Annotated in this window: 21 protein-coding genes; 10 read left to right on the forward strand and 11 right to left on the reverse strand. The window is 62.6% G+C overall.

Annotated features, from left to right (window positions below):
* Window positions 1–20: 20 nt before the first annotated feature.
* Window positions 21–1,787, reverse strand: a complete 1,767-nt coding sequence (locus tag RE4_RS20500; protein WP_060939243.1) for a multicopper oxidase family protein — start codon at window positions 1,785–1,787, stop codon at window positions 21–23.
* Window positions 1,788–1,843: 56 nt separating this feature from the next.
* Entirely contained in the window at window positions 1,844–2,683 is an 840-nt protein-coding gene (locus tag RE4_RS20505; RefSeq protein ID WP_060939244.1) for an alpha/beta fold hydrolase, read from the reverse strand.
* 65 nt (window positions 2,684–2,748) lie between these two features.
* Between RE4_RS20505 and RE4_RS20510 the strand changes: the two genes are divergently transcribed.
* The gene (locus tag RE4_RS20510) at window positions 2,749–3,525 is read left to right on the forward strand and encodes a TetR/AcrR family transcriptional regulator (RefSeq protein ID WP_060939245.1); all 777 of its coding nucleotides are present in this window, start codon (window positions 2,749–2,751) and stop codon (window positions 3,523–3,525) included.
* A 49-nt stretch (window positions 3,526–3,574) separates the two neighbouring features.
* Window positions 3,575–4,885: an HNH endonuclease signature motif containing protein gene (locus RE4_RS20515; RefSeq protein WP_060939246.1), complete on the forward strand. Its 1,311-nt coding sequence runs from the start codon at window positions 3,575–3,577 to the stop codon at window positions 4,883–4,885.
* Between the two features lie 84 nt (window positions 4,886–4,969).
* Here the strand turns inward: RE4_RS20515 and RE4_RS20520 are convergent, their stop codons facing one another.
* Window positions 4,970–5,902 carry an oxygenase MpaB family protein gene (locus tag RE4_RS20520; protein WP_081098404.1) on the reverse strand — a complete coding sequence of 311 codons (933 nt, stop codon included), beginning with the start codon at window positions 5,900–5,902 and terminating at the stop codon, window positions 4,970–4,972.
* A 1-nt stretch (window position 5,903) separates the two neighbouring features.
* Complete coding sequence (locus RE4_RS20525) at window positions 5,904–7,685, reverse strand: acyl-CoA dehydrogenase family protein (RefSeq protein WP_060939247.1); 1,782 nt, start codon at window positions 7,683–7,685, stop codon at window positions 5,904–5,906.
* Between the two features lie 159 nt (window positions 7,686–7,844).
* Between RE4_RS20525 and RE4_RS20530 the strand changes: the two genes are divergently transcribed.
* Together RE4_RS20530 and RE4_RS20535 are read left to right on the forward strand one after the other, a co-directional pair.
* Entirely contained in the window at window positions 7,845–8,486 is a 642-nt protein-coding gene (locus RE4_RS20530; protein WP_042950461.1) for a TetR/AcrR family transcriptional regulator, read from the forward strand.
* A 43-nt stretch (window positions 8,487–8,529) separates the two neighbouring features.
* A complete protein-coding gene (locus RE4_RS20535; RefSeq protein WP_060939248.1) occupies window positions 8,530–8,871 on the forward strand; it encodes an Imm51 family immunity protein in 342 nt (113 codons plus the stop codon).
* A 63-nt stretch (window positions 8,872–8,934) separates the two neighbouring features.
* Here RE4_RS20535 and RE4_RS20540 read toward each other — a convergent pair whose 3' ends face one another.
* Genes RE4_RS20540 through RE4_RS20555 form a run of 4 tightly spaced genes read right to left on the reverse strand, consistent with a single transcriptional unit; the run spans window position 8,935 to window position 12,609 of the window.
* Window positions 8,935–9,969, reverse strand: coding sequence for an aspartate-semialdehyde dehydrogenase (locus tag RE4_RS20540; RefSeq protein WP_060939249.1), 1,035 nt, complete (start codon window positions 9,967–9,969; stop codon window positions 8,935–8,937).
* A 6-nt stretch (window positions 9,970–9,975) separates the two neighbouring features.
* Complete coding sequence (locus tag RE4_RS20545; RefSeq protein WP_019746567.1) at window positions 9,976–11,241, reverse strand: aspartate kinase; 1,266 nt, start codon at window positions 11,239–11,241, stop codon at window positions 9,976–9,978.
* Window positions 11,242–11,290: 49 nt separating this feature from the next.
* A complete protein-coding gene (locus tag RE4_RS20550; RefSeq protein WP_046377823.1) occupies window positions 11,291–12,244 on the reverse strand; it encodes a hypothetical protein in 954 nt (317 codons plus the stop codon).
* A complete protein-coding gene (locus RE4_RS20555; protein ID WP_003943492.1) occupies window positions 12,244–12,609 on the reverse strand; it encodes a DUF8021 domain-containing protein in 366 nt (121 codons plus the stop codon). The genes RE4_RS20550 and RE4_RS20555 overlap by 1 nt, the downstream gene beginning before the upstream one ends.
* Window positions 12,610–12,879: 270 nt before the next feature.
* On the opposite strand from RE4_RS20555, the gene leuA reads away from it, so the two are divergent.
* Together leuA and RE4_RS20565 are read left to right on the forward strand one after the other, a co-directional pair.
* A complete protein-coding gene (leuA, locus tag RE4_RS20560) occupies window positions 12,880–14,688 on the forward strand; it encodes a 2-isopropylmalate synthase (protein ID WP_060939250.1) in 1,809 nt (602 codons plus the stop codon).
* Window positions 14,689–14,936: 248 nt separating this feature from the next.
* On the forward strand, window positions 14,937–15,314 hold the full coding sequence (locus RE4_RS20565; protein ID WP_020968226.1) for a PLDc N-terminal domain-containing protein: 378 nt from the start codon (window positions 14,937–14,939) through the stop codon (window positions 15,312–15,314).
* Between the two features lie 131 nt (window positions 15,315–15,445).
* Here RE4_RS20565 and RE4_RS20570 read toward each other — a convergent pair whose 3' ends face one another.
* Window positions 15,446–16,339 (reverse strand): LysR family transcriptional regulator, encoded by an 894-nt coding sequence (locus tag RE4_RS20570; RefSeq protein ID WP_020905920.1) that lies wholly within the window; start codon window positions 16,337–16,339, stop codon window positions 15,446–15,448.
* A 90-nt stretch (window positions 16,340–16,429) separates the two neighbouring features.
* Between RE4_RS20570 and RE4_RS20575 the strand changes: the two genes are divergently transcribed.
* Genes RE4_RS20575 through RE4_RS20590 form a run of 4 tightly spaced genes read left to right on the forward strand, consistent with a single transcriptional unit; the run spans window position 16,430 to window position 21,132 of the window.
* The gene (locus tag RE4_RS20575) at window positions 16,430–17,371 is read left to right on the forward strand and encodes an EamA family transporter (protein WP_020968225.1); all 942 of its coding nucleotides are present in this window, start codon (window positions 16,430–16,432) and stop codon (window positions 17,369–17,371) included.
* A gap of 25 nt (window positions 17,372–17,396) precedes the next feature.
* A complete protein-coding gene (locus RE4_RS20580) occupies window positions 17,397–18,650 on the forward strand; it encodes a Mur ligase family protein (protein WP_021332917.1) in 1,254 nt (417 codons plus the stop codon).
* Entirely contained in the window at window positions 18,643–19,356 is a 714-nt protein-coding gene (locus RE4_RS20585; protein ID WP_019746560.1) for a type 1 glutamine amidotransferase, read from the forward strand. Before RE4_RS20580 ends, RE4_RS20585 begins: the two co-directional genes overlap by 8 nt.
* Before the next feature lie 57 nt (window positions 19,357–19,413).
* Window positions 19,414–21,132, forward strand: a complete 1,719-nt coding sequence (locus RE4_RS20590) for a vWA domain-containing protein (RefSeq protein WP_081098405.1) — start codon at window positions 19,414–19,416, stop codon at window positions 21,130–21,132.
* 4 nt (window positions 21,133–21,136) lie between these two features.
* On the opposite strand, the gene RE4_RS20595 is transcribed toward RE4_RS20590, so the two are convergent.
* Both RE4_RS20595 and RE4_RS20600 read right to left on the reverse strand, forming a co-directional pair.
* A complete protein-coding gene (locus RE4_RS20595; RefSeq protein WP_020905917.1) occupies window positions 21,137–22,300 on the reverse strand; it encodes a low temperature requirement protein A in 1,164 nt (387 codons plus the stop codon).
* A gap of 66 nt (window positions 22,301–22,366) precedes the next feature.
* Window positions 22,367–23,494 (reverse strand): acyl-CoA dehydrogenase family protein, encoded by a 1,128-nt coding sequence (locus tag RE4_RS20600; RefSeq protein WP_021342640.1) that lies wholly within the window; start codon window positions 23,492–23,494, stop codon window positions 22,367–22,369.

Genomic DNA, 23,494 nt, shown 5'->3' on the forward strand with positions numbered 1-23,494 from the left:
AACTTTTCTCCCTTTGAAGGCTACGTCACCACCCGGTATCGCAACATCATGTCGTGGTCTTCGTGATCGAGCATGTGACAGTGCCAGACGTACCCCTGCAAGTCCCCCATGCCAGCTTCTCCGTGCGCCGAGTGATCTGCCATGGAACCTCTCGCGAAAGTTGCATCCGGATCGAAGCCCAACTCGTCGGCCGTCGGAAAGCGCACGATCACGCGGGTGATCGAGTTGGCATCCACGATGACCGTGTCCTTCTCCCCCGTTTCCCACACTTCGGGAGGCCGCAGCGAAGAGGTCACGAATTCCTCCGCCGACGGCGTCCACCGGACCCCCAAGTCAGGCACCGGATACCGCTGCGTCAGTGCTGCAGTGTCGAGGCTCTGGCGTCCCACAACGCGGAACGCCACCAGGTGCAGATGAATCGGATGTGGTTCCGTGGTGATGTTGATCAGATTCCATTGCTCGACGGCTCCCTGACGTGGCAGTTCGATATCCGAATCGGTGAACCTCAAATTGTTGAGCGACATAGTGATCGACGGGTAATCCGACGGACGCGACAGCTGCATGATCGTGAGATTTCGCACCACATCCGGGGACGCCGGTTCGGCGGCAACGGAATTCAGCTGCTGCGGGATCGAGCCGGTGAATCCCTTTGCGCTGCCCACGTCGAACCGACAGAACACCGGCATCACCTGCGTGCCGCGTTGAGCCACCGCAAGCGGTACCGGTTCGTCGTTGCGCAATTCCACCGTTGTGCCCGGCTCGAGCATACTGAAGTCGACCAGCAGATCAGCGCGCTCACCCGGACTCAACCGGACGTGATCCGTCGGCGCCGGAGCGGCCAGTAAACCGCCTTCGGACCCGATCACCCAGAACCGCATACGATTTGCGAAATGCAGATTCCACACCGAATAGGTTGCGGCGTTGAGCAGTCGCAATCGATACAGGCCGCGGGCAACCTCCACTTTCGGCCACACGACGCCGTTCACCACGCCAACGTCACCGGGGGTCGCCGGATCCCATGAACCTTGCGGAGTGAGCCACGTGGAACGGACACTCTGCTGACCGTCGGAAGTGAATACCTTGTCCTGCAGAATCATCGGGAGTTCGAACTCACCGGTCGGCAGGCCGAGAGAATTCCCGGCGGCGCCCGTGTCAACGTCGTCACGGAGAAAATACATCCCGACCAATCCGGCGTAGACGTTGAGGCGCGTCATTCCCATGGCGTGATCGTGGTACCAGAGATTGCCGGCGGCACGACCATTCGTGTATTCGTGGACCAAACCTTCGCCCGGACGCTGGATCAACTCCGGATGTCCGTCGAACTGTGGTGCAGTAACTCCTCCGTGCAGGTGAAGCGAGGTGGGGACCTGTGTGCGGTCGAGGTCGCTGACGCCGTGCAGACCCGGATCGACATCCGCGGCAAGCGGATACGCAGAAATGTCATTGGCATATCGGACTGTGACGAGCTGATCGACGTGAGCTTCGATGGTGGGGCCCAGATAATCCATTCCGCCGTAACCCAGCGACGGCGACGACGGTAGGTCCGGATGGAAACGGTGCATCGACGAAGCCGCGTGAAGCTCCAGGTTGCCACCCGAAATGCCCGGCAGGACAGGAAGGGTCTCCCGAAACGGTTCCAGCCGGGGTGACGGAAGTTGGAATGGGCGTAGCGGATCGATGTCAGGGGGTCGAGCTGTCGCTGATCCAGCGGACAATGCACTCAGGCCGGCCAGCAAGCCAAGCCCTTGAACAAACGATCGTCGACGGATCTTGTGTGACTCGTCCACTCACGGCCCCCTCACGCTGACGGCATCCGGAGCGGGTTACCCGTGTGCTCGCACGGTCAAACACCGACCACCTTCTCCAACCAAGGTTTGAGAATGGGTAGAACATGAGCCGGTTGCATTGCCTGCGTGTGATCCAGACCGTCTAGTACCTCGATATCCCACCCTGCTGACCGAGCGGCGTCGAGGTCGAGATCGGCCGGCGCGACCCGTACCCCACCCCATCGGTCACCGTATTCGATGACGTCTTGCGAACCGACGAAACACATTCGCGGACAGAGGATGCGCCCTTGAATTGTTCGATCGTCGAATTCACCAAGTGCGCGGTACAGCGTCACGAACTGCCGGGTCTGCGCTCCGGTCAACGCAATGTCGATGGAGTTCCAATCGAACTCGTCTGATGATGCCGTGGGTTGTGATGTGTGCTGGGGCGGTTCACTCGTCATGCGGTGTGTAGCTTCGGTAACCTGGAGCATCGCCTTGTACGGCCCATCCACCGGCGGGAAACCACCCATGACCAGTGTGGTCAGACGATCGGTGCGCAGCGCCAACTGCAATCCGCACAGAGCCAGCCAGGAGTATCCGTAGTAGGCGAACTGGTCGATCCCAGCCGAATTCGCCACAGCCAGAATGTCGGACGTGATGTTGTCGGGAGTGAGCGTGTCCGGAGCGGGCGACGCCATCCGGTGCCCTTCGTAGTCGAAGGCAACCACAGTGAAGTTCGACGCCAACCCTTCCATGAACGTTCGACCGAGCGAGGGGTCAACGCCCCAGGCGAGCAGTTCGTCAGCCTTGATGCCGGTAGCCGAAATCGGATTCACGGGCATCAGCACGGCGGGGCCATGTCCGAGAACCTCGACATCGATAGTTGTCCCGTCGTGAAGTCTTGCCTCAACCATGCCCACTCCCAAATCTTTACACTGTAAAGTAATTAAGAATAGCGCGACTCCACGAAAGCGACAAGATGAACAAACAGGCAGGCCGACGCGATATCGCACGCACGATTTCACTTCTGTGGCGTCAACCCGAGACGCCTTCCGGCCGCCGAGGACCGAAGCCCGCGCTGTCCACGGACTCAGTCGTTGACGCCGCGATCGAAGTCGCCGACGCCAACCCCACGACACCGTTGTCGATGCGCATGATCGGCGACCACCTCGGCCGCACTGCGATGTCTCTGTACACCTACATACCGGGAAAGGACGAACTACTGGACCTGATGTACGACCGGGTGCATGCCGAGCTACCGCCGATCGCAGACACCGGCGACTGGCGCATGGCACTGTCCGACTGGGCCGCCGCACTCTTCGCCCTACATACACGCCATCCGTGGACATTGGATGTCTCGTTGGCGCGCCCCGTCCTGGGTCCGCACGAGCAGGCAGGACTCGAATCACTCCTGTCCATTCTCTACTCCACGGGTCTCAATGCTCCGATCATCCGCAGATCGGTGAGCATGATTTTCCATTTCATCCGGGGGTCCGCGCGGACCCTAGCTGAGGTCCGGAGCGCCTCGACCATCGGAGATTCCGAATTTCATTGGTGGGCAGAGTCTTCTGCTGCACTGGCCGATGCTGCACCGGATTTCGCGGACGACTTCCCCCACACGATGCAGTTGGGTCGGGAGGCCCCACCGGTACCGGGCGGCGACTTCTATCTCGAACGAGAAACCGAAGAGTCATTTACTCAGGGCCTACAGATCCTCCTTGACGGGATCGAATCGAGGATTCGAAAACACTCTTGACTCGAACACATGTTCGAGTATTCTTGTGTGTAGGGGATCGGGGGATTCAATGAGTGTCTTGTTGTCGGATGTGGTGTCTGGTTCTGCGGTGGGGTTGCGCGGACGTCTGTGGCAGTTGTCTGCTTCTGAGTTGCGTGCTGCTGCTATCGAGGCGAGTGCGGAGATTCTTCGTCTCGAGGCTGTTCGTGTGGCGGTGGTGGACGAACTCTCGATGCGTCCTGATGATCAGGTGATTGCCAGCCGCGGGGTGGGGTGCTGGTTGGCGGCGAACACGATGCTGCAAATCCGGGACGGGAAGAAGATCGCCGCCCTCGGTGCAGCGCTACGCCCGTTTCCAGCAGTGGCGGCCCGATTCGATGACGGGGACTGCTCCTTCGATCATGCCGTGTTGATCGTGGCGTTCTGCGAATCACCACCAAAGGGCATGCCTGACGAAGCGCTACCGAAGTGCATCGATTTGTTGTTGGCTGCCGCTTCCGGAGTGGAGGCGACGACCACGAAGGTGCGGAGTGTTATCGCGACCTTGGAGCGAATCTTCGAGTCCGATGAGATTCCACCCGCCGAGGATGTGGATCGGAATGAGTTGCGGATCGCGTCGACGTTGAATGGTCGGGTGGTGGTGCGCGGGGATTTCGATGCTCTCACCGGGGAAATGTTGTTGTCGGCGTTGTCGAATCTGACGATGCCCACCCCGGCACCCGATGGAACCCCGGATTCTCGGTCCGCAGCGAAGCGGACCGCGGACGGGTTCACCGAACTGATCCGCCGGTATTTGGACTGCGCCAAGACCGGTACGGATGGTGGTCAGCGGCCGCACGTGAACGTGCACATCAACGCCCGCCATCTGGCGGAGCACCGGGACTGCGCCGCAACATCCGCTGCTCCTGGTGGTGGAGTGGCTGTGGCTGTGTCGGATCTCGATGTCGGGCACATGCCGTGGCTCGGACCACTGTCCGTCTCGCAGACCAGACTCCTCGGCTGCGACTGCTTCCTGTCCACCGTACTGCTCGATGATCACGGCGCACCGCTCGATGCGAAACCCGGGAAACGATTAGTGTCCGCGGAGCAGCGAGTGGCGTTGATCGCGAGAGACAAAGGCTGCGCGTTCCCCGGCTGCACATGCGTGCCCGCGTGGACCGATGCACACCACATCCGGCACTGGGCCAACGGCGGCCCGACCGTGATGAACAACCTTGTCCTACTGTGCCGTTCACATCACCGGCTGATGCACCGGAAAACCGGGTTCGTCGGGAAATGGGTGATCCGGATCGGGGTCGACAACAAACCGTGGTTCATCCCACCACCCTCGATCGACCCGCAACAGCACCCCCGACCGGCCAACACCACATTCAAAACCTGAGGTAGTACTCCTCGGGCACAACAGAACACGGCCGAGCACCGCATCGAGCAGATCTCGATGCGGTGCCAAAAGCCGTGAATTCCGTCAGACCGCCTGCGGAACTTTGGTGGCGCGTGGGAAGCGCTCCCGAATCTCCGCTGGGGTGACAACTCTCGGGTCGAGGGGTTGCTCGTCACGCAGGTGGCGCTCCAACACCTTGCCAGTCATCGGCGCGATGACCTTCAGAGCAGTGGTCATGTTCTTCGGTGAACTGCCGACCCGGACCGCAGTTCGCACCGCGGGCGCAATTGCCCTGTCCAACAAAGCGGGTTGATAGAAGCCGCCCATGGTTCGCATCCAGCCAGGCAATGTTGCGATAGTGGCCGGCGCGACCAATCGGCTGAACGCCGCGAACTTCGTCTTCCCCTGTGCTCTTGGTGTTCTCAGCAAGTAGTGCATCGCCCGGTTGGCACGTTCGGAGGTACACAATCTGGGCCTGACTTCAGCGAAGTACTCCCGTACCTCGTCTCGCGAGCGCGGAACGTCGGACGCTTTGCATGTCTGCAGTTCGGCAGCGATCACGCATTCTTCCCAGTACCGCTGCTCTTCGACGGCGGAGAGTGGGCCCGGCCCGTACATCTCGTAGCACTTGAGCACCGAATGCCAACCGGTCACGTGGATCCACAGTTGTGACGCCGGATTGTTTGCACTGTAACGAGTTCCGGTGATCGGTTCGATACCCGTGGCCTGAGCGTGAACCGTCATGAGATGGTCGGACAACGCCAGCGCCGTCCGCCCGTCGGCAGTGGCGACGGTCAGGAAGTACGCCAAGGTTCGGTCGAGTCGCCCGGCGGGATCGCTGTAGATCCCGCTCATATCTGCCACCGCGGCAGCAAGGAAGGGGTCGAAGTGCTCGAGCACCACTGACCGCTGGAAACCGATCAATGCTGTCGGGGCCGCCCAGATCTTCCAACTGGGTGATCCTGGGCCGAAGAAGCCGTAATCCTCACGCGGTCGATTCATCGTCAGTTCAGACATTTCATTCCTCCCCGTTCGTTGACCCTGCACCGTTCATTTCGTAGGCACCAGACAAGGTGACTACTTGCTGCCAGAGGTACTCGAATCGCTCGGCCGCGAACGCGGGGCGCCGAATAGATGCGAGTGCCAACCGCTGCTGATCTTCACTGGCGCTGGGTTTTCCGTACAACTCCACCGCTGCAGCACTGAAGTCGCGGACCAGGACGTCGAAGATCTGATCCAGCACCCCATCGCTCCGCTGCCCCTCGTCCAATCCCAAGATCTCGGCTTGTTCGAGGATCAACTGGCCGTAGACGACGAGGGTGAAGAGTTCGGTGATCGCCAGGCCGAAGTCCAAGTCGACCTGCTGCGCCGCATCCGGTGCAGCTTCGGCCAGAAGGGTCACGAGCGCTTCTGCCTGCTCCACGAACAGTGCGACGTTGGGAACATCCGCAAACTTCGCATACACCGCTCGCCAGTCGTCGAATCGAACCTTGGACAACCCCCGTGCCGGGCCCTGACGGAACAGGAACTCGTCGTCGGCTGCGTCGTTACGCGTCGGAATCGCCGGAAATGACTCGGGGGTAAAGAGGTACGCCGGCATGAACTTGGCGATCAGGGCGAGATTGACGGCGACGGTCCCCTCGAGCTTGGGCAGCCCGTCGACATCCATCTTGGCCACCGCGAGGTAGCTATCCTTCTCGAAGCCCTTTGCCGCAGCGATGTCGGAGAGCAGTCCGATCACCTTCTGTGCCTCGGTTGTCACCTTCATCTTGGTGACAGGATTGAACAAGAGGTAGCGGCGGTCCTCGGGCGATGCGGTGCGGAAGTAGTCCACCGCACGATCCGAGAAGAGCCTCATCGCCAGCAGGCGCGCGTACGCGTCGACGAATTCACGTCGTACGTGTGGGAACGCCGTGACGGGATTGCCGAACAGGATTCGATTGTGCGCGTGGGTAATCGTCTCGTACAAGGCATGAGTCGACATACCGATTCCGCCGAAACACAGGTTGAATTTTCCGATGTTCACGGTGTTGAGTGCGGCACTGAATGCTGCCTCGCCGGTATGCAGGATATCCTCTGCCGCAACGGGATAGTCGGCGAGTGAGAACTCCGCTACGTACATCTGCGCCGGAACGATGTTCTTCACCACGGTAAATGCCGGATGGTCCGAGTCGGCGTAGAAGAAGACGTACTGATCGGCGCCCTCCACTCCGTCGACGCGACCGAAGACAGAGACCGTGTTGGCGCAGTTGCCATTTCCGATGTAGTACTTCGAACCGCTGGCCAGGTACCCGCCGCTGCCGTTCGGCGTCAAGACCATGTCGGTGGAGTAGACGTCGGCGCCGTGCTCTTTCTCGGACAATCCGAATGCCGCAACGCCTCCGGAATCCAAAGCGGAAGCTGCTCGCGCCCTTGCAGTCTCGTTGCCGCTCTGCCACACCGGCCCCAGGCCGAGAATGGTCACCTGCCACGGGTACCAGTAGTTGAGTCCGTAGAAACCGAGGATCTCGGACAGCGCGGCGATACGGCTGGTATCCCAGCGCTTGTCGGAGTCACCGCCGCTGTCGCGGGCGGGGGTCAGGAAAGTCGCGAACAGGCCTTCCTTTGCCGCGAAGTCGAGGAAGTCGGAGTAAAAGGTCTTGTCGTGATAGTCGGCCAGAAGTCGATTCTTTCCACGCGCCTCGAACCAGTCGACGGTCGCGCCCAGCAGTCTCCGCGTGGTCGCGTCGAATTCCGGCCGATCGTAAGTGGAGGGATGGAGCAACAGATCATTCGGCACTAAAGAGGTCGACGCTGTCATCGCGGTTGTTCTCCTAGAGATCTCGGCAGAGGCGCCTCACTGACCGCCTCTTCGAATACAACGCCACCGTAACAATTGATGACGACGAATACAACGGTTGCGTATGATTCACGAAGAATTGGCAGGCAGATTAGGGTGGGAGCGGAGGTGAGGCACACGATGACCAGGTCACAAGCTGACGCAACGGATACACCGCGACGCAAATACGCCCCTCGTATGGCGCCCGAGCAACGACGCGAACAGCTGCTCGACGCAGCATTCGAGGTCACCGGCCGCGTAGGCCTGCACAACCTCAGCATGGAATCCGTCGCTGCCGAAGCCGGCGTCGGCAAGCCCGTCCTCTACACGATTTTCGATACCAGGACCGATCTCGTCGCCGCACTCCTGCGCCGCGAGCACGAGCGAGCCATCACTCAGGTGCTCGAAACCATGCCGACGGATCTGAGCGAACTCGGCCCAGCGGCGTCATACACCGGAACCGTTGGCGCCTTCGTCGACGCCGTACTGGAGAACCCGACGCGCTGGCGCCTGATTCTGACGTCTGTCGAGAACGCCCCCAGCGAGTATCACGGCTTGCTGAAGCTCTCTCGCGGAGCTGTCTTCGCCCGCGCCGAAGAACTGGCGCGTGCCGGGATTGCCCTCGAACCGAAGCTCGAAGGCCTTGATCCGGTTCTCCTCGCACACACCATGATGTCGTTTGCCGAAATGCTCGGACGACTGGCCGTCAGCGACCCCGAAACCTATACCCGAGAAAGACTTTCCAGTTTTGCCGTTGCGCTCGCTCAGTCGGTCGGGCGTTAGCAGACCACTGAAACCTGTCGGTCGGATCTGCTTCAATACACGCATGACATCACCATCGATCGAACCGCTACAGCTTTTCGAAACGTCTCCGGGCAACTGGTCACTGATGCTCACCGACCAGCATTTCGGCAAGGTAGCAGCGGTATTCGAGCAGGTAGAGGGTTTCGAAGGCTCCGGCTACGACTGGGCGTCGGTGGCCCATGCGGTGGTGGGTCGCGACGCTCCCCATCTGGACGGCCGCTTCGGCACCGATCCCGAGGCCGGCATGTTTGTTGCGTACGGCGGCGACCACGAAGCTCTTGGTGAACTCGGTGTGCTTCTCGCCAAGGCGTATTCGGATGCCGAGTACCTCGGCGGACTCGTCGCTATTTCCGAACTCGACTAGAACTCCCTATCGAAACGACATCGGCCCCACACCTAGGTGCGGGGCCGATACCGAACGAAAGATCTAGCCGACCAGCAGCTCGGCAATCTGAATCGTGTTGAGCGCGGCACCCTTACGCAGGTTGTCGCCCGAGACGAAGAGCGCGAGTCCGCGGCCTTCGGGGACACCCTCGTCCTGACGGATGCGACCGACCAGCGACGCGTTGCCACCGGCGGCGGCGAGCGGCGTCGGAACCTCGACCAGCTCGACGCCCGGAGCGTCGGCCAGCAGTTCCTTGGCGCGAGCAACCGAGAGCGGGTTGGCGAATTCCGCGTTGATCGCGAGCGAGTGCCCGGTCACGACGGGTACGCGCACGCAGGTGCCCGAAACCAACAGATCGGGAAGCCCGAGGATCTTGCGGCTCTCGTTGCGGAGCTTCTGATCCTCGTCGGTCTCGCCGCTGCCGTCATCGACCAGCGAACCTGCCAGCGGCAGGACGTTGAACGCGATGGGGGCGACGTAGTTGTTCGGGGCCGGGAACTCGACGGCGCTGCCGTCGTGAACCAGCTTCTCGGCGTCACCGACAACGGCGCGCACCTGGCCGAGGAGTTCCTCGACGCCGGCGATCCCGCTACCGGACACAGCCTGGTAGCTGGAGACGATCAGACGCTGCAGACCGGCTTCGTCGTGCAGAACCTTCAGCACCGGCATCGCTGCCATGGTGGTGCAGTTGGGGTTCGCGATGATGCCCTTGACCAGGTTCTTCGTGTCCTGCGGGTTGACCTCGCTGACCACGAGGGGAACCTCGGGATCCTTGCGCCATGCGGAAGAGTTGTCGACAACCGTCGCACCGGCCGCGGCAAAGCGCGGAGCCTGCGCACGAGACAGCGTCGCACCGGCGGAGAAGAGGGCGATGTCGATGCCCTTCAGATCCTCGTCGGACGTTGCTTCGGCATCCTCGACAACGATCTCTTCGCCGCGGAACGTCAGCTTCTTACCGGCGGAGCGTGCCGATGCAAAGAACCGCACCTTGTCCGCGGGGAAGTTACGTTCTTCGAGCAGAGTGCGCATGACGATGCCGACCTGACCGGTCGCACCGACAACAGCGATTGTTGTCATCAGAAATTACCGTCCTGTTCCTGCGTGTACTACGGCTTCTTCGTCGCCGCCGAGACCGAAAGCGGCGTGGATAACGCGCACGGCGTCGTCGAGTTCGGTGTCCTTGACCAGCACGGAGATGCGGATCTCGGAGGTCGAGATGAGATCGATGTTGATGTCGGCCTTGGCCAGTGCCTCACAGAACGTGGCCGTGACGCCCGGGTGGCTCCGCATTCCGGCACCGACCAGGGAAACCTTGCCGATGTGGTCGTCGAACAAGATCTGTGTGAAGCCGATGTCTTCCTGACGCTTGGTCAGGATCTCGACGGCGCGGGGGCCGTCGGCGGTCGGCAGCGTGAAGGTGATGTCCGTCTTGTTGGTCTCCACCTTGGAGATGTTCTGCAGCACCATGTCGATGTTGATCTCGGCATCGGAGACAGCGCGGAACACCTTGGCAGCATGTCCCGGTGTGTCCGGCAATCCGACAACGGTGATCTTGGCTTCGCCGCGATCGTGCGCGACTCCGGTGATCAGGGCCTCTTCCACAGGAATGTCCTCCATCGATCCGGACACGATTGTTCCGGGCTTGGTGGTGTATGACGAACGGACGTGCACAGGCACGTTGTAACGACGGGCGTACTCGACGCACCGGAGCATGAGCACCTTGGCACCACACGCTGCGAGTTCGAGCATTTCCTCGAAGGAAACCGTCTCGAGGCGGTGAGCGTCGGGGACGATGCGAGGATCGGCGGAGAAGACGCCGTCGACGTCGGTGTAGATCTCGCAGACGTCAGCGTTGAGTGCAGCTGCCAACGCCACGGCGGTGGTGTCGGAGCCACCGCGTCCGAGCGTCGTGATGTCCTTGCTGTCCTGGCTGACGCCTTGGAATCCGGCGACCAGAACGATCGAGCCTTCGTCGAGGGCGGTGCGAACACGGCCCGGCGTGACGTCGATGATCTTGGCGTTTCCGTGGCTGCCGGTCGTGATGACTCCGGCTTGTGAGCCCGAGAACGAACGAGCTTCGGCGCCGAGGGAGTGAATTGCCATCGCTACCAAGGAGTTGGAGATGCGCTCACCCGAGGTCAGCAGCATGTCCATTTCACGGGCCGGCGGGGAAGGGCACACCTGCTGAGCCAGGTCGAGCAGCTCATCGGTGGTATCGCCCATCGCTGACACCACGACGACGACATCATTGCCGGCCTTCTTGGTCTCGACGATCCGTTCAGCGACTCGTCGGATGCGCTCGGCGGTTGCCACCGAGGATCCGCCGTACTTCTGGACGACGAGAGCCACGCGTTTCTACCTCCAGGTCGAAATTGTTTACAGATACCAGAGGTCGAGCTTACCGAGGTGGTCCTGGGACTTCCCGATGCGTACTGCTGTTCGCCTCAGATCCGCGCGGGATCAGTTGCGAGATCCGCGCTCGCATCAACGTCGCAGAACGCGAACCACCGGCAACGTAACCGACCACCGCGACGGCAACTCCGCAGGCGAGAAGCACGCGGATACTGCTGACCAGGGAAACTGCCAGCGCGTCGTACACCGCCACAGCCGCCTCGGACGACGGTATGTCTGAATTCTGTAAATAGACCCGGCGCACGACGGCCAGCGCCACCAGCAGGGCGATCATCGCCACCGCCGTCGCCAGCCCGACCAGGGACAGCGCGCGCATGCGCCCCGGTGCAACTACGACGGCCGCAATCGCGCAGGCCACCGACGCCCACGGCAACCAGGTCGCTGCTCGGTCGAGAGTGTTCGAGAAATCCTGGGCCCGCACCAACTCGTCGGATTGCAGGATCTCGAACTGCGGATCGAGCGCCGGGAGGCGATCGATCACGGTGAATCCGCGATCGCGCAGGTTCGTCCTCAGTTCCGTCATGACCGGTTCGAGGGAGACGGTGACCGTTCCGCTGTCGTCGGCCCGAACTATGCCGTCGGCGGCTCGGCCGGTCACCATCGCGGCAAGTTGCGCGTGCGCTCGACGGTTGGCCGCGGTCCAGAGCGTCGCAAACTGGTCGCTCGAGACCAACGACTGAGCGGCCTCACGAACAAGTCTCTCGGCCTGTCTCGTCACCACCTGCGGAAACTCGTCCAACCGCTGCGTCAATTCCTCGGTCAGCCGATCAACGACCGCCGATTGGACAGCGGGGTCGGCAGCCAGCGGGGCAACGGACTCGACATAGCTGTCGGTGTCGTTCACCTGGGTGTGGACGAACAGCGCGAGCACCGAGCCGGCAAAACCGAGACCAGCGAGAACGATCAGCAGTGAACAGACGATCCAGCGGATCGAGCGCATCACGTGTGCTTGGCGCGCGCCGGTCGAATCTTCGCGGTGATGTGGTGAATGCGGTGATCGTCAGCGGGTATCCGGAAGGTCTCGGTAACCCGAACGGTCATCAGGTTGCGCCCGAACAACCCGGCGTCAAGGAGGTAGTCAGCCGTCAGGTCGTCCCCGTCGACCGTCCACTCCACCTCACGAATGTCGCGGATCACGCGATACTGAGGACCTCCGGAAAGGCTGCGCCGCAAATGATTCCCCGAAAATCCGGTCTTCAACCCGACCTCGTGACGTACCGCGTCCGGAGCCAGCGGTACGGAACTGCCATCGTGACTACGGAGCGCGTCGAGGTACGTGCTCGCCACGGCGATTCGGGGATCCATGGACGACAGTCCACCATTTTCGAGGCCGAAACGGCAGCACAATTCGGCGACAAATTGGACATGAGGGCGAACCCCACCGATTTCTCGCGAAATCCAGGAGTAGAGTGCTGTGCATGCAGCGCGCACTCCTTCTTGGTTGCCGCGACGGGGTCTGATCCAGACTGGCCTCCCGCCGCGGGGTTTTTGTGCGCCGGTCGACCAAGCCTTCCGGACTCATGGTCTTGACCAACAGGTCATCAGGCCAGGTCCACAATCCTGGAGATCACACCAATGTCCCCCGCTGACGCATTCACCACCGGCACTCGCACCATTACCCCACCCACGAAGCCGGCACCTTCCGACCAGCCTGCGTGGAACACGCAGAAGAACTCGTCGATGCCGACGTTCCGCTACCGCCCGTTCGCCGAAGAGGTCGAGACGGTCACGCTGCCCGACCGCACCTGGCCGGACAAGATCATCGACCGAGCACCCCAGTGGTGTGCCGTTGACCTGCGCGACGGCAACCAGGCGCTGATCGATCCGATGAGCCCGGCGCGCAAGCGTCGTATGTTCGATCTCCTGGTCCGTATGGGCTACAAGGAGATCGAGGTCGGATTCCCGTCCGCGAGCCAGACCGACTTCGACTTCGTTCGCGAGATCATCGAGGACGGCGCGATCCCGTCCGATGTCACCATCCAGGTGCTGACGCAGTCGCGTCCCGAACTGATCAAGCGCACATTCGAGGCGTGCGAAGGTGCCGAGAACGCGATCGTGCACTTCTACAACTCCACCTCGATTCTGCAGCGCCGCGTCGTGTTCCGCGCCGACAAGGACACGATCAAGAAGATCGCCACCGACGCCGCCGAACTGGTCCTGGCCGAGTCGAAGAAGTACCCGGACACGAACTGGCGCTGGGAATACTCGCCCGAGTCCTACACCGGCACCGAACTCGAGTACGCCAAGGAAGTATGTGACGCCGTCACCGAAACCCTGGGTGCGACGCCTGCCAACCCGGTCATCCTGAACCTGCCCGCCACCGTCGAGATGGCGACACCCAACGTGTACGCCGACTCCATCGAGTGGATGCACCGCAACCTGGCCCGCCGCGATTCGGTCATCCTGTCGCTGCACCCCCACAACGACCGCGGCACCGGCGTCGCTGCAGCCGAGCTGGGCTACCAGGCCGGCGCAGACCGCATCGAAGGCTGCCTGTTCGGTAACGGTGAGCGCACCGGCAACGTCTGCCTGGTCACCCTCGCGCTGAACATGTTCACGCGCGGCGTCGACCCGCAGATCGATTTCTCGAACATCGACGAGATCCGTCGCACGGTCGAGTACTGCAACCAACTGCCCGTCCACGAGCGTCATCCGTACGGCGGCGACCTGGTCTACACCGCGTTCTCCGGCAGCCACCAGGACGCGATCAACAAGGGCCTCGACGCCATGAAGGTCGACGCCGACAACCAGGACTCGGACGTCGACGACATTCTCTGGCAGGTCCCCTACCTGCCGATCGACCCCAAGGACGTCGGCCGCAGCTACGAGGCCGTCATCCGCGTGAACTCGCAGTCCGGCAAGGGCGGCGTCGCGTACATCATGAAGGCCGATCACGGTCTGGTGCTGCCGCGTCGTCTGCAGGTCGAGTTCTCGCAGTCGGTCCAGAAGATCACCGACGGCGAAGGCGGCGAGGTCTCGCCGAAGGAAATGTGGGACGTCTTCCACGAGGAGTACCTCGCCCCCGTCACCCCGCTCGAGCGCATGAAGCAGAAGGTCACCGCCTCCGAGGAGGACGGCGGCACCGACGCCATCACCGCCATCGTCAAGGCGAACGGCAAGGAGCAGGAGATCTCGGGAACCGGTAACGGCCCGCTCGCTGCCTTCGTCGACGCGCTGGGAAGCATCAACTTCGACGTTCGTGTCCTCGACTACTCCGAGCACGCAATGTCCGCCGGCGACGACGCCCAAGCGGCGGCCTACGTCGAGTGCGCAGTGACTGGCCCGGACGGTCAGAGCACCGTCGTCTGGGGTGTGGGTATCGCCACGTCGATCACGACGGCGTCGCTGCGCGCCGTGGTTTCGGCAGTGAACCGCGCGAGCTGACACTCACGCAATACGAACCCGGCTCTTGAACAAACCCTGGTCTCACCTGATTTTCGGGTGAGACCAGGGTTGTTTTCACGGCACAGAAGTTCTTCGGTCCGTGTTTTCGCTTCGGCATGACATAGGTCCCGAAAGAGTCGCTTAGCGAAGTTAACAAACAGGATTCACCCATCGAGGATGATGCAGCCGACCCCGGCACGTGAGATAGTCACCTCAGACAAATCCGACTTGTGAAATGGGGCTCGACAATGGATTCCTTTTGGGACTTCCTCTGGCTGATCATCATCAGCTTCGCGTTCATCGCGTACCTGATCCTGCTCTTCTCGATCATCACCGACCTATTCCGCGATCACAAGACTTCCGGCTGGGTAAAGGCAATCTGGATCGTCTTCCTGTTCTTCATTCCGCTGCTCACCTCGCTCGTCTATCTGATCGTCCGAAGCGACGGAATGGCCCAGCGCTCCATGGAGGCTGCTCAGCAGGTCAAGAATGCACAGGACAGCTACATCCGTGAGGTTGCCGGAAAGTCCCCGGCCGAGTCCATCGCAGATGCAAAGGCGCTTCTCGACGCCGGCACCATCAGCGAAGAAGAATTCGCAGCGCTGAAGGCCAAGGCCCTCGCCTGATTCAGGCCCTCACTAATCAGTGAGGATTGCACTACCGAAACGGGAGCGACACTAATCGTGTCGCTCCCGTTTCGTATTCATTCACCAACCGCCGTTCATGCACCGACAGCCGTTCATTCACCAACAGCCGTTCATTCACCGACCGCCCGGGCGACGTCGCGAAAAGCGTCGAGAACCACTCCGATAGCCGGGCTGCGGTCGATGTGTAATCGAGTTGCCAATTCATAAACGCGTGCAGCGCGCACGCCTGCCACCGGTTTCCTCGACACTCCAGGATGTGTGATCGCGTAACGCGGCATCAAAGCCACACCGTGGCCCGCCGCCACCAACTCTTCGATAACTCGGAAATCGTTTATCCGATGAGCGACTCGAGGTTGGACCCCGGTGACGGACGCAACGGACAACAGAACGTCGTCGACCGGAAACCCGCCGCGCACGCTGATCCAGTTCTCGTCGGCCAATTGTTCCAACCGGACCGAATCCTGCTCGGCGAGTGGATGATCAGGCCGCAGCACCAGGTCGATCGGTTCACGCATCAGCGGTTGCACGCTGACCCGGGGAAACGAGGTCTCGGCGCCGCGTTCGTCACGGTGAGTGAGGATCACGTCGTGATCGGCCAACAGTCCAGGGACGGCCGACGCCGGTTTGTCGACGTCGTGGGCGTCGATGTCCACGTCCGAGTTCTTCAGCGCCGTCAGGACGCCGGGCAGCAGGAGAGCTGCTCCGGAGGGAAAGAACGCGACTCGCACCTTGCCGCGCGGCGAGCCTCGGTACGACGCCATCTCGTCCGCTGCCCGGTCGAGCGCCGCCACCACGTCGTCGGCGCGGAGCACCAGCGCTCGACCAGCGTCGGTGAGGCGCAGCGTGCGCCCGTCCGGTTCGAGGAGCGAGACCCCCGCCTCTCGGCCGAGGATCTTGAGTTGTTGCGAGACGGCGGACGGTGTCATCGAGAGAGCGAGAGCAGTAGCGCCGACGGTTCCTCGGTCGGCGAGCTCACGGAGGATCCGCAAGCGCGTGGCATCCATACGGTGACGAATATCCATGTAGCAAAACTACATGGATAGTGCATCTATATTCGCTTGTTCTGATGCTTCGTACGGCTCACGATTAACGTCATGACTCCCCGCGACCGTCTCCTCGGCCTGACCGTGATCGTCTTGTGGGGTCTGAACTTCCTGGCCATTCGCGTCGGCCTGGATCATTTCCCGCCGTTCTTCTTCGCTGCACTCCGGTTTCTGATCATCGCGATTCCGGTGGTCATCTTCGTGCCGCGTCCGCAGGTACCGCTCCGTTGGTTGCTGCTCTACGGATTCGGTTTCGGATTCGGCCAGTTCGTCTTCCTCTTCTGGGCGATGCATTCGGGGATGCCGACGGGTCTCGCATCACTGGTCCTGCAGTCGTCCGCGCCGTTCACCGTCCTACTCGGCGCGTTCCTGCTCCGCGAGAAGCTCAGCGTCTGGCAGGTCTCCGGGATCGCCGTCGCCGTAGTCGGTATGTCGTTGATCGGCTGGGACCGTTCACACCACGCGGCACTGCTGCCCGTGATCCTCACGCTCCTCGGCGGCCTGTCCTGGGCGTTCGGCAATCTCGGCAGCCGCTTGGCCGCGGCGAACACCGTCGGCGAGCCCGCACCGATGCGCTTGATGCTGTGGATGTGCGTCATCCCGCCGTTGCCGATGCTCGCCCTGTCAGCGGTGGTCGAAGGCCCCACCGCCGGATGGCACGCGCTCGGCACCGCGTTCAGCGCCGACGCCTGGCCGTCACTGGTCGGGCTGGCCTACATCATTCTGCTAGGCACCATCGCCGGATCCGGGCTCTGGACGATGCTCATGGGCCGCTATCCCGCCGGCATGGTGGCGCCGCTCTCCTTGCTGGTACCGGTAGTGGGAATCGGCGCATCCTGGCTGTTCCTGCACGAGGATCCGAGCCCGTTGTCCCTGGTCGGGGCAGTCATCGTGATCGCCGGAGCGAGTGCCGCACAGATGAGGCGCAAGCCCGCGAACACTGTTTTCTCGGACACACCTGCAGCCTCACCACCGGCGCGACTCGGCGTCTGACGATGCCCTGTGCCAAACTCGGGCCGTGGGAACTGGACTATCGATCACAGTGCGCGGAAAGCTCGCCATGCGAGCTGCCGCAGCAGCATCTTGGGCATCGCAGAAGGCCGGTCGCGGCAAGGGTTCGATGATCGGCGGGTTGATCGCCCTCAAGATCGACCCGACGCTCATGACTCAGCTCGGACGCGGCAAGCGCACCGTCGTGGTCACGGGCACCAACGGCAAGTCGACGACCACGCGTATGACCGCCGCAGCGCTCGCGACACTCGGTGACGTCGCCACGCAGGCCGACGGCGCCAACATGGATGCCGGGATCGTGGCCGCTCTGGCCGCGCGTACGGACGCAACGCTGGCAGCACTCGAGGTCGACGAACTGCACGTCCCCCACGTAGCCGACGCCGTGAACCCGGAAGTGATCGTGCTGCTCAATCTCAGCCGCGATCAGCTCGACCGGGTCGGCGAGATCAACATGATCGAGCGGAAGCTCCGCGCGTGCGTCAATGCGCATCCGAACGCGGTGATCGTCGCCAACTGCGATGACGTACTGGTCACCTCCGTGGCATACGACGCCACCAACGTCGTGTGGGTTGCTGCCGGCGGCGGCTGGGCCGGCGATTCCGTCAGCTGCCCGCGCACCGGTGAACCCATCGTGTGGGAGGGAAAGCACTGGCGCAGTACCGGTTCCGACTTCGCGCGGCCCGAGCCGACATGGTGGCTCGACGACGACAATCTCTACGGCCCCGACGGCCTGAAGATTCCGATGACGTTGACTCTCCCCGGAAAAGCCAACCGCGGTAACGCCGCTCAGGCCGTAGCGGCAGCGGCGGCTTTGGGCGCAGATCCGGTCGGGGCAGTTGCCGCCGCGTCGACGGTCCAGGAAGTCGCCGGCCGCTACAGCACCGTCGAGGTCGGACCGCACTCCGTTCACATGCTGCTCGCGAAGAATCCCGCCGGTTGGCAGGAAGCGCTGTCGATGATCGATCCCACGGTGGACGGCCTGGTCATCGCGGTGAACGGTCAGGTTCCGGACGGCGAGGACCTCTCCTGGCTGTGGGACGTGAAGTTCGAACACTTCGAAGGCGTCAAGGTAGTGGCCGCCGGCGAACGCGGAACCGATCTCGCCGTTCGCCTCACGTACGCAGGCGTCGAGCACACCCTCGATCCGGATCCGTTGCGCGCCATCGCTTCCTGCCCTCCCGGACGTGTGGAGGTACTGGCGAACTACACAGCCTTCCGTGACCTCAACACCGCCATCGCGAAGGAGTCTCGCAATGTCTGACTCGACAATTCGCATCGGACTGGTTCTCCCCGACGTCATGGGCACCTACGGCGACGGCGGCAATGCCCTGATCCTGCGTCAGCGTCTGCGGATGCGCGGCTACGACGCCGAGATCGTGGACATCACCTTGAGCGATCCGGTCCCCGATTCGCTCGACGTGTACACATTGGGTGGCGCCGAGGATTCCGCCCAGCGACTCGCAACGCGCCATCTCGCGAAATACCCTGGCCTGCAACGCGCCGCCGAGCGCGGCGCACCGGTTCTGGCGATCTGCGCTGCCATTCAGGTGCTCGGCAACTGGTACGAAACCTCCAGCGGCGAACGCGTCGACGGTGTCTCGATGCTCGACGTCACGACCTCTCCGCAGGAGAAGCGTTCCATCGGCGAGGTCATCACGAAGCCCTTGATCGACGGGCTCACCGCGCCTCTCTCAGGTTTCGAGAATCACCGCGGCGGAACAACTCTGGGTAGCTCAGCCTCTGGATTCGCACGTGTCACCCATGGTGTCGGGAACGGTGTCGGTGACGGATTCGAAGGCGTCGTACAGGGTTCGGTGATCGGGACGTACATGCACGGACCCGCCTTGGCCCGGAATCCGGAACTCGCGGACCTCCTGCTCATGCGGGCCTTGGGTGTGAACGAACTCGAACCCCTGCATCTGCCCGAGGTCGACAAGCTCCGCAAGGAGCGGCTCGCGATTCGCTGAGCCTGTCGTCCGTTCGGACGACTGTTGGTGGGCGGCGGCACCTCGTAGCCTCATTCCATGCGTCTTCGTGTGGCGATCTGTATTGCGGCGACTGCGATCATTGCCGTCGGGTGTTCGACGCAGGGCAGTGGCGGGCCCAAAGAAGCAGGTGGGACCCAGGAAGTAGGCGGGCCCCAGCAGGCAAGTGTCACTGCTGATCCGGTTTCAGAGGCGAGCGCAACGGCGCCTAGCATCATCGTCCTGGACGCCTCGGGGTCGATGAAGCAGGACGACGCTCCCGGTCCTCGAATCGATGCCGCCAAGAACGCGATTCACACTCTTGTCAGTGGTCTTCCAGACGACACAGCGCTCGGTCTGATCGCGTACGGCACCGCCACAGGTAGCAGCGACGCCGAGAAGGACGCGGGTTGCCGCGACATCAAGACCGTCGTGCCACTCGGACCGCTCGATCGAAATGCATTCGCAGCGGGAATCGACGGGTTGTCCGCGTCGGGATACACGCCGATCATGGCTGCGCTTCAACAAGCCGCCGCCGCACTCCCGACCGATGGCGAGCGCACGATCATCCTCGTCTCCGACGGAGAGGACACCTGCTCAACCGAACCTCCATGTGAGTCCACGGAAGCGATACCTCACGATCCTGACCTGACTATCCACACAATCGGATTCAAGCTCGACGCCGCTGCGTCCGGCCAGTTGAAGTGCATCGCCGACGCGACCGGGGGCATGGCGATCGACGCCGCCAACGCAGCGCAACTCACCGCACGGCTGGCGGTTGCCTCGAATCCCGAATCCGCACGGGAGCGACTCTCCACCAGCGGCTTCCGTAACCTTCGGATCGGCATGACGGTGGAGGACGCACGGAAAGCGGCCGGCGATCTGGCGTCGGTATCGAAGACCGGAACGGTGGTGGTCGAATGGCAAGACTGCGAATTGACCTTTACCGATGGCGTTCTCGTCGAAATTGCACCCCGGACCGGTGCTGTCACACTGGACGGACTGGCCGTCGGCCAGAAGATGCAGCGCGCCGCCGAACTGTACGGTCCCTTCACTGCCACAACCAATTCCGACGGCGAATCGGTTGCAGTCTTTCCGGCCGACTCCGAAGCAGGAACCGGGTATCGCATCACCTTCACACCCGAAGGCAAGAAAGCGGATGAGGGAACTATCACCCGCATAGTCCTCTGCCGGTGCTTGCCCGCGACTGCGGGATCATCAGCGGGCGGTACACCCACCGAGATCGTGAATCTTGTTGCCGTCGACGGTTCCGGCAAACCCAAATCCGGTTGGAGTGTCAAGACACCGGCCATGAAAATCAGCGAGTGCTACGGAGCATCTCAGTCGGCCGTCACGCCGGGAGTCATCACCTGCGGAAGCACCGCAGACGGGGCGGACGCGTGTTGGGTCGGCCCGGAGCCCGATTCGATTCTCTGCCTGCAATTTCCCTGGGGAACAGAACTGATCACCGCTCGAGGCGTGGACGGCGTCGAGGCCTATCCGCCGCCCGCCGGTCCGACTCCCTTCGGACTCGAACTCGAGAACGGCCTTCTCTGCCGCGTCCGGCACGGCGGTTCGTGGCCCTCTGCCGAATCCGACCCCCGTCTGGCGGGCGCCTACTCCTGCCGAGGGCAAGGGACGGATACACCCATCGTATGGGCCGAAAGCACCTATCCGATCGATCGTTCCGAAGATCGGTGGACCGTGCTGGTCGGACCGTCGAAGGGACCGCTGGAGACCGTCGCCGTCACCAAGGCGATATTCCTTGCCGCCGAATGAGCGCTCAGACGGTTTCGGATTTCCCCTCGGTCAGAACCAGTTCCACGGCCAACAGCGCGGCGCAGGCCAGCCCCGCGACCAGTTCGGGCACCGCGGTGTAGGTACCACCGAGCACGACGACGATCGCGACCGAGAACGGCATGAGGGTGCGTACCGAGGAGTCATGTAGTCGAATGTGGATGAACCACAGGGCGGCAAGGATGACCGCGACCGGAACGGTGACGGCAGCACCCGTCACCAACGCGCTACCGTCACCGTGATGAGTCCAGAAGTCGACGCGCGAAGCCAACCCCGCACCGATGGCGGCAGCGGCGGCGAAGATGAAGTAGTGACCGAACCCCCAGACGAAGGGTGAGACGTTGTCACCGCCGATCACTTCGCCTGCATTGCGTTGGAAGTAGAGCCACCACAGGCTGAAGACAATCAGAATGCCGCCGATCACGACGTAGGTGACCTGCGCTGCCGGATGCTCACCGTCGACCGCGTCCTGAATCGCGATGGTGGTCGAGAGGATCGTCTCGCCCAGAACGATGATGAAGAACAACGAGTACCGCTCCGCGATGTGATGCGGGTGCCACGGCGTCATGCCCGGCTTCTCCGACCAGATCGGTACCGCGAATTCGCACAGAACCAACACCAGGAACGTCGGGACGTAAATGGCGGATGGAACGAAGTAGAAACCGATCCAACCGATCTGGACCAACACGATTCCGAGAGCGTATCGACGAGCCGTGAGCGCATGTTCGGGGTCGTTCCGCGACACCCTGAGCCATTGGATGACCAGGGCTATTCGCATGATGACGTAGCCGACGATGATGAGCAGGGCGTCGTCGTTGAAGAAGCGGACGATGCCGGCTGCAAGGACCAGCGATCCGAGGATCTGGAAGATGGTCAGCAGCCGGGCGATTCCGTCGTCGTTGTCGTACGCCGAGGTGAACCACGTGAAGTTCAGCCACGTCCACCAGATCGCGAAGAATGCCATCGCGAAGTGCCCGACGCCCGAAGCCGCGTGCCCTTCGCTGATCGCGTGGTGCAGACCGGTGGCCGCTTGAGCGACCGCCACGACGAAGCAGAGGTCGGTGAGCAGCTCGAGCGGCGTCGCCACCCGATGCGGCTCGTGCGGATCCCGCGGAACCAACGGCCGGATGAACGAACTGGTGCGATTCACGAAGGGCAGAGTAGCGCGATGATTGCCGACGCGCTGCCCGTGACTGCAACCTGTCGTCTCAGATATTCACGCCGACGCCCCGATCTGGGCTCGGATTTCCAACTGATCGGCGAGTTCGGCGCCTATCGCCCCCGCGCTCCCCAAGGTGAAGGCGATCTGCCGTCCCCACAGGAAATAGCGGTGAATCGGGTAGTCGACGTCCGCTCCGATTCCGCCGTGCAGGTGCTGGGTCGCGTGCACCACGCGCAGGCCGCCGCGCGACGCCCACCATTTGGCGACCAGCGCAGCTGCTTCCGCTTCGCTCTCGACTCCGCTGTCCATCAGCCAGGCAGCGCGGTGCGTGGTCAACCTTGTGCTCTCGGTGTCGAGGTATGCGTCGGCGGCCCGGACGGCAACTGCCTGGTTGGTCGAGAGTGGACGACCGAATTGCACTCGCTCGGAGGTGTATTTCGCCGTCATCGCCAGCGCTTCCTCGCAGACGCCGGTAGCCAGGGCCGCAAGAGCCACCCGTGCACGCCGCAACGTCCAGTCTCGAACCACCGCGCCGTCGGCGGGAAGTGCGTCAGCTGCAGTAACCGCAACCCCGTCGAACTGCACAGAGCTGTTGCTCTCGCGGTTCGTCACCGCAAGCGGTGTACGCACCAGCGCGTCCCGGTCCGTGGGCACGATCATGACGCTGACACTGCCGTCCGGCATCGTCACCGGAACGACCAGCGCGGCCGCGAACTCCGCGGCAGGCACGGAGTCGACGTGGCCTGACAGAACCCAACCGTCAGGCGCCGGTTCGGCGCGAACCGCCGTCTCGGCGTTGTAGCCGGTGTCGAATGCGCCGGTGACGATCACCGAGCCGTCGAGCAGTCCCGGAAGCCACGACGCTTTCTGCTCCGTGCTGCCGAACTCGGAAATCGGCAGCGCCGCCGTGGAAATCACCGACCAGAGCGGCACCTGGGCGACCCGGCGGCCCTGTTGTTCGAGCACCGCAGCCAGGCCGAGCATTCCGAGTCCTGCTCCCCCGACCTCTTCCGGCAGAGCGATTCCCAGAACGTCGGAGTCGGCGAGGAGCTTCCACAGTTCGGCGTCGAAACCGCCGGCGCCCTCCACTTCCCGCAGTCGGTCCACTCCGGACTTCGCCGAGAAGATCGATTCACTCAGATCCCGCACGGCGGACAAGTTGTCGTCGAATTCGAATTCCAT

Origin of the sequence: Rhodococcus erythropolis NBRC 15567, from assembly GCF_001552595.1 — a bacterium.
GTDB classification, from domain to species: Bacteria; Actinomycetota; Actinomycetes; order Mycobacteriales; family Mycobacteriaceae; genus Rhodococcus_F; species Rhodococcus_F erythropolis.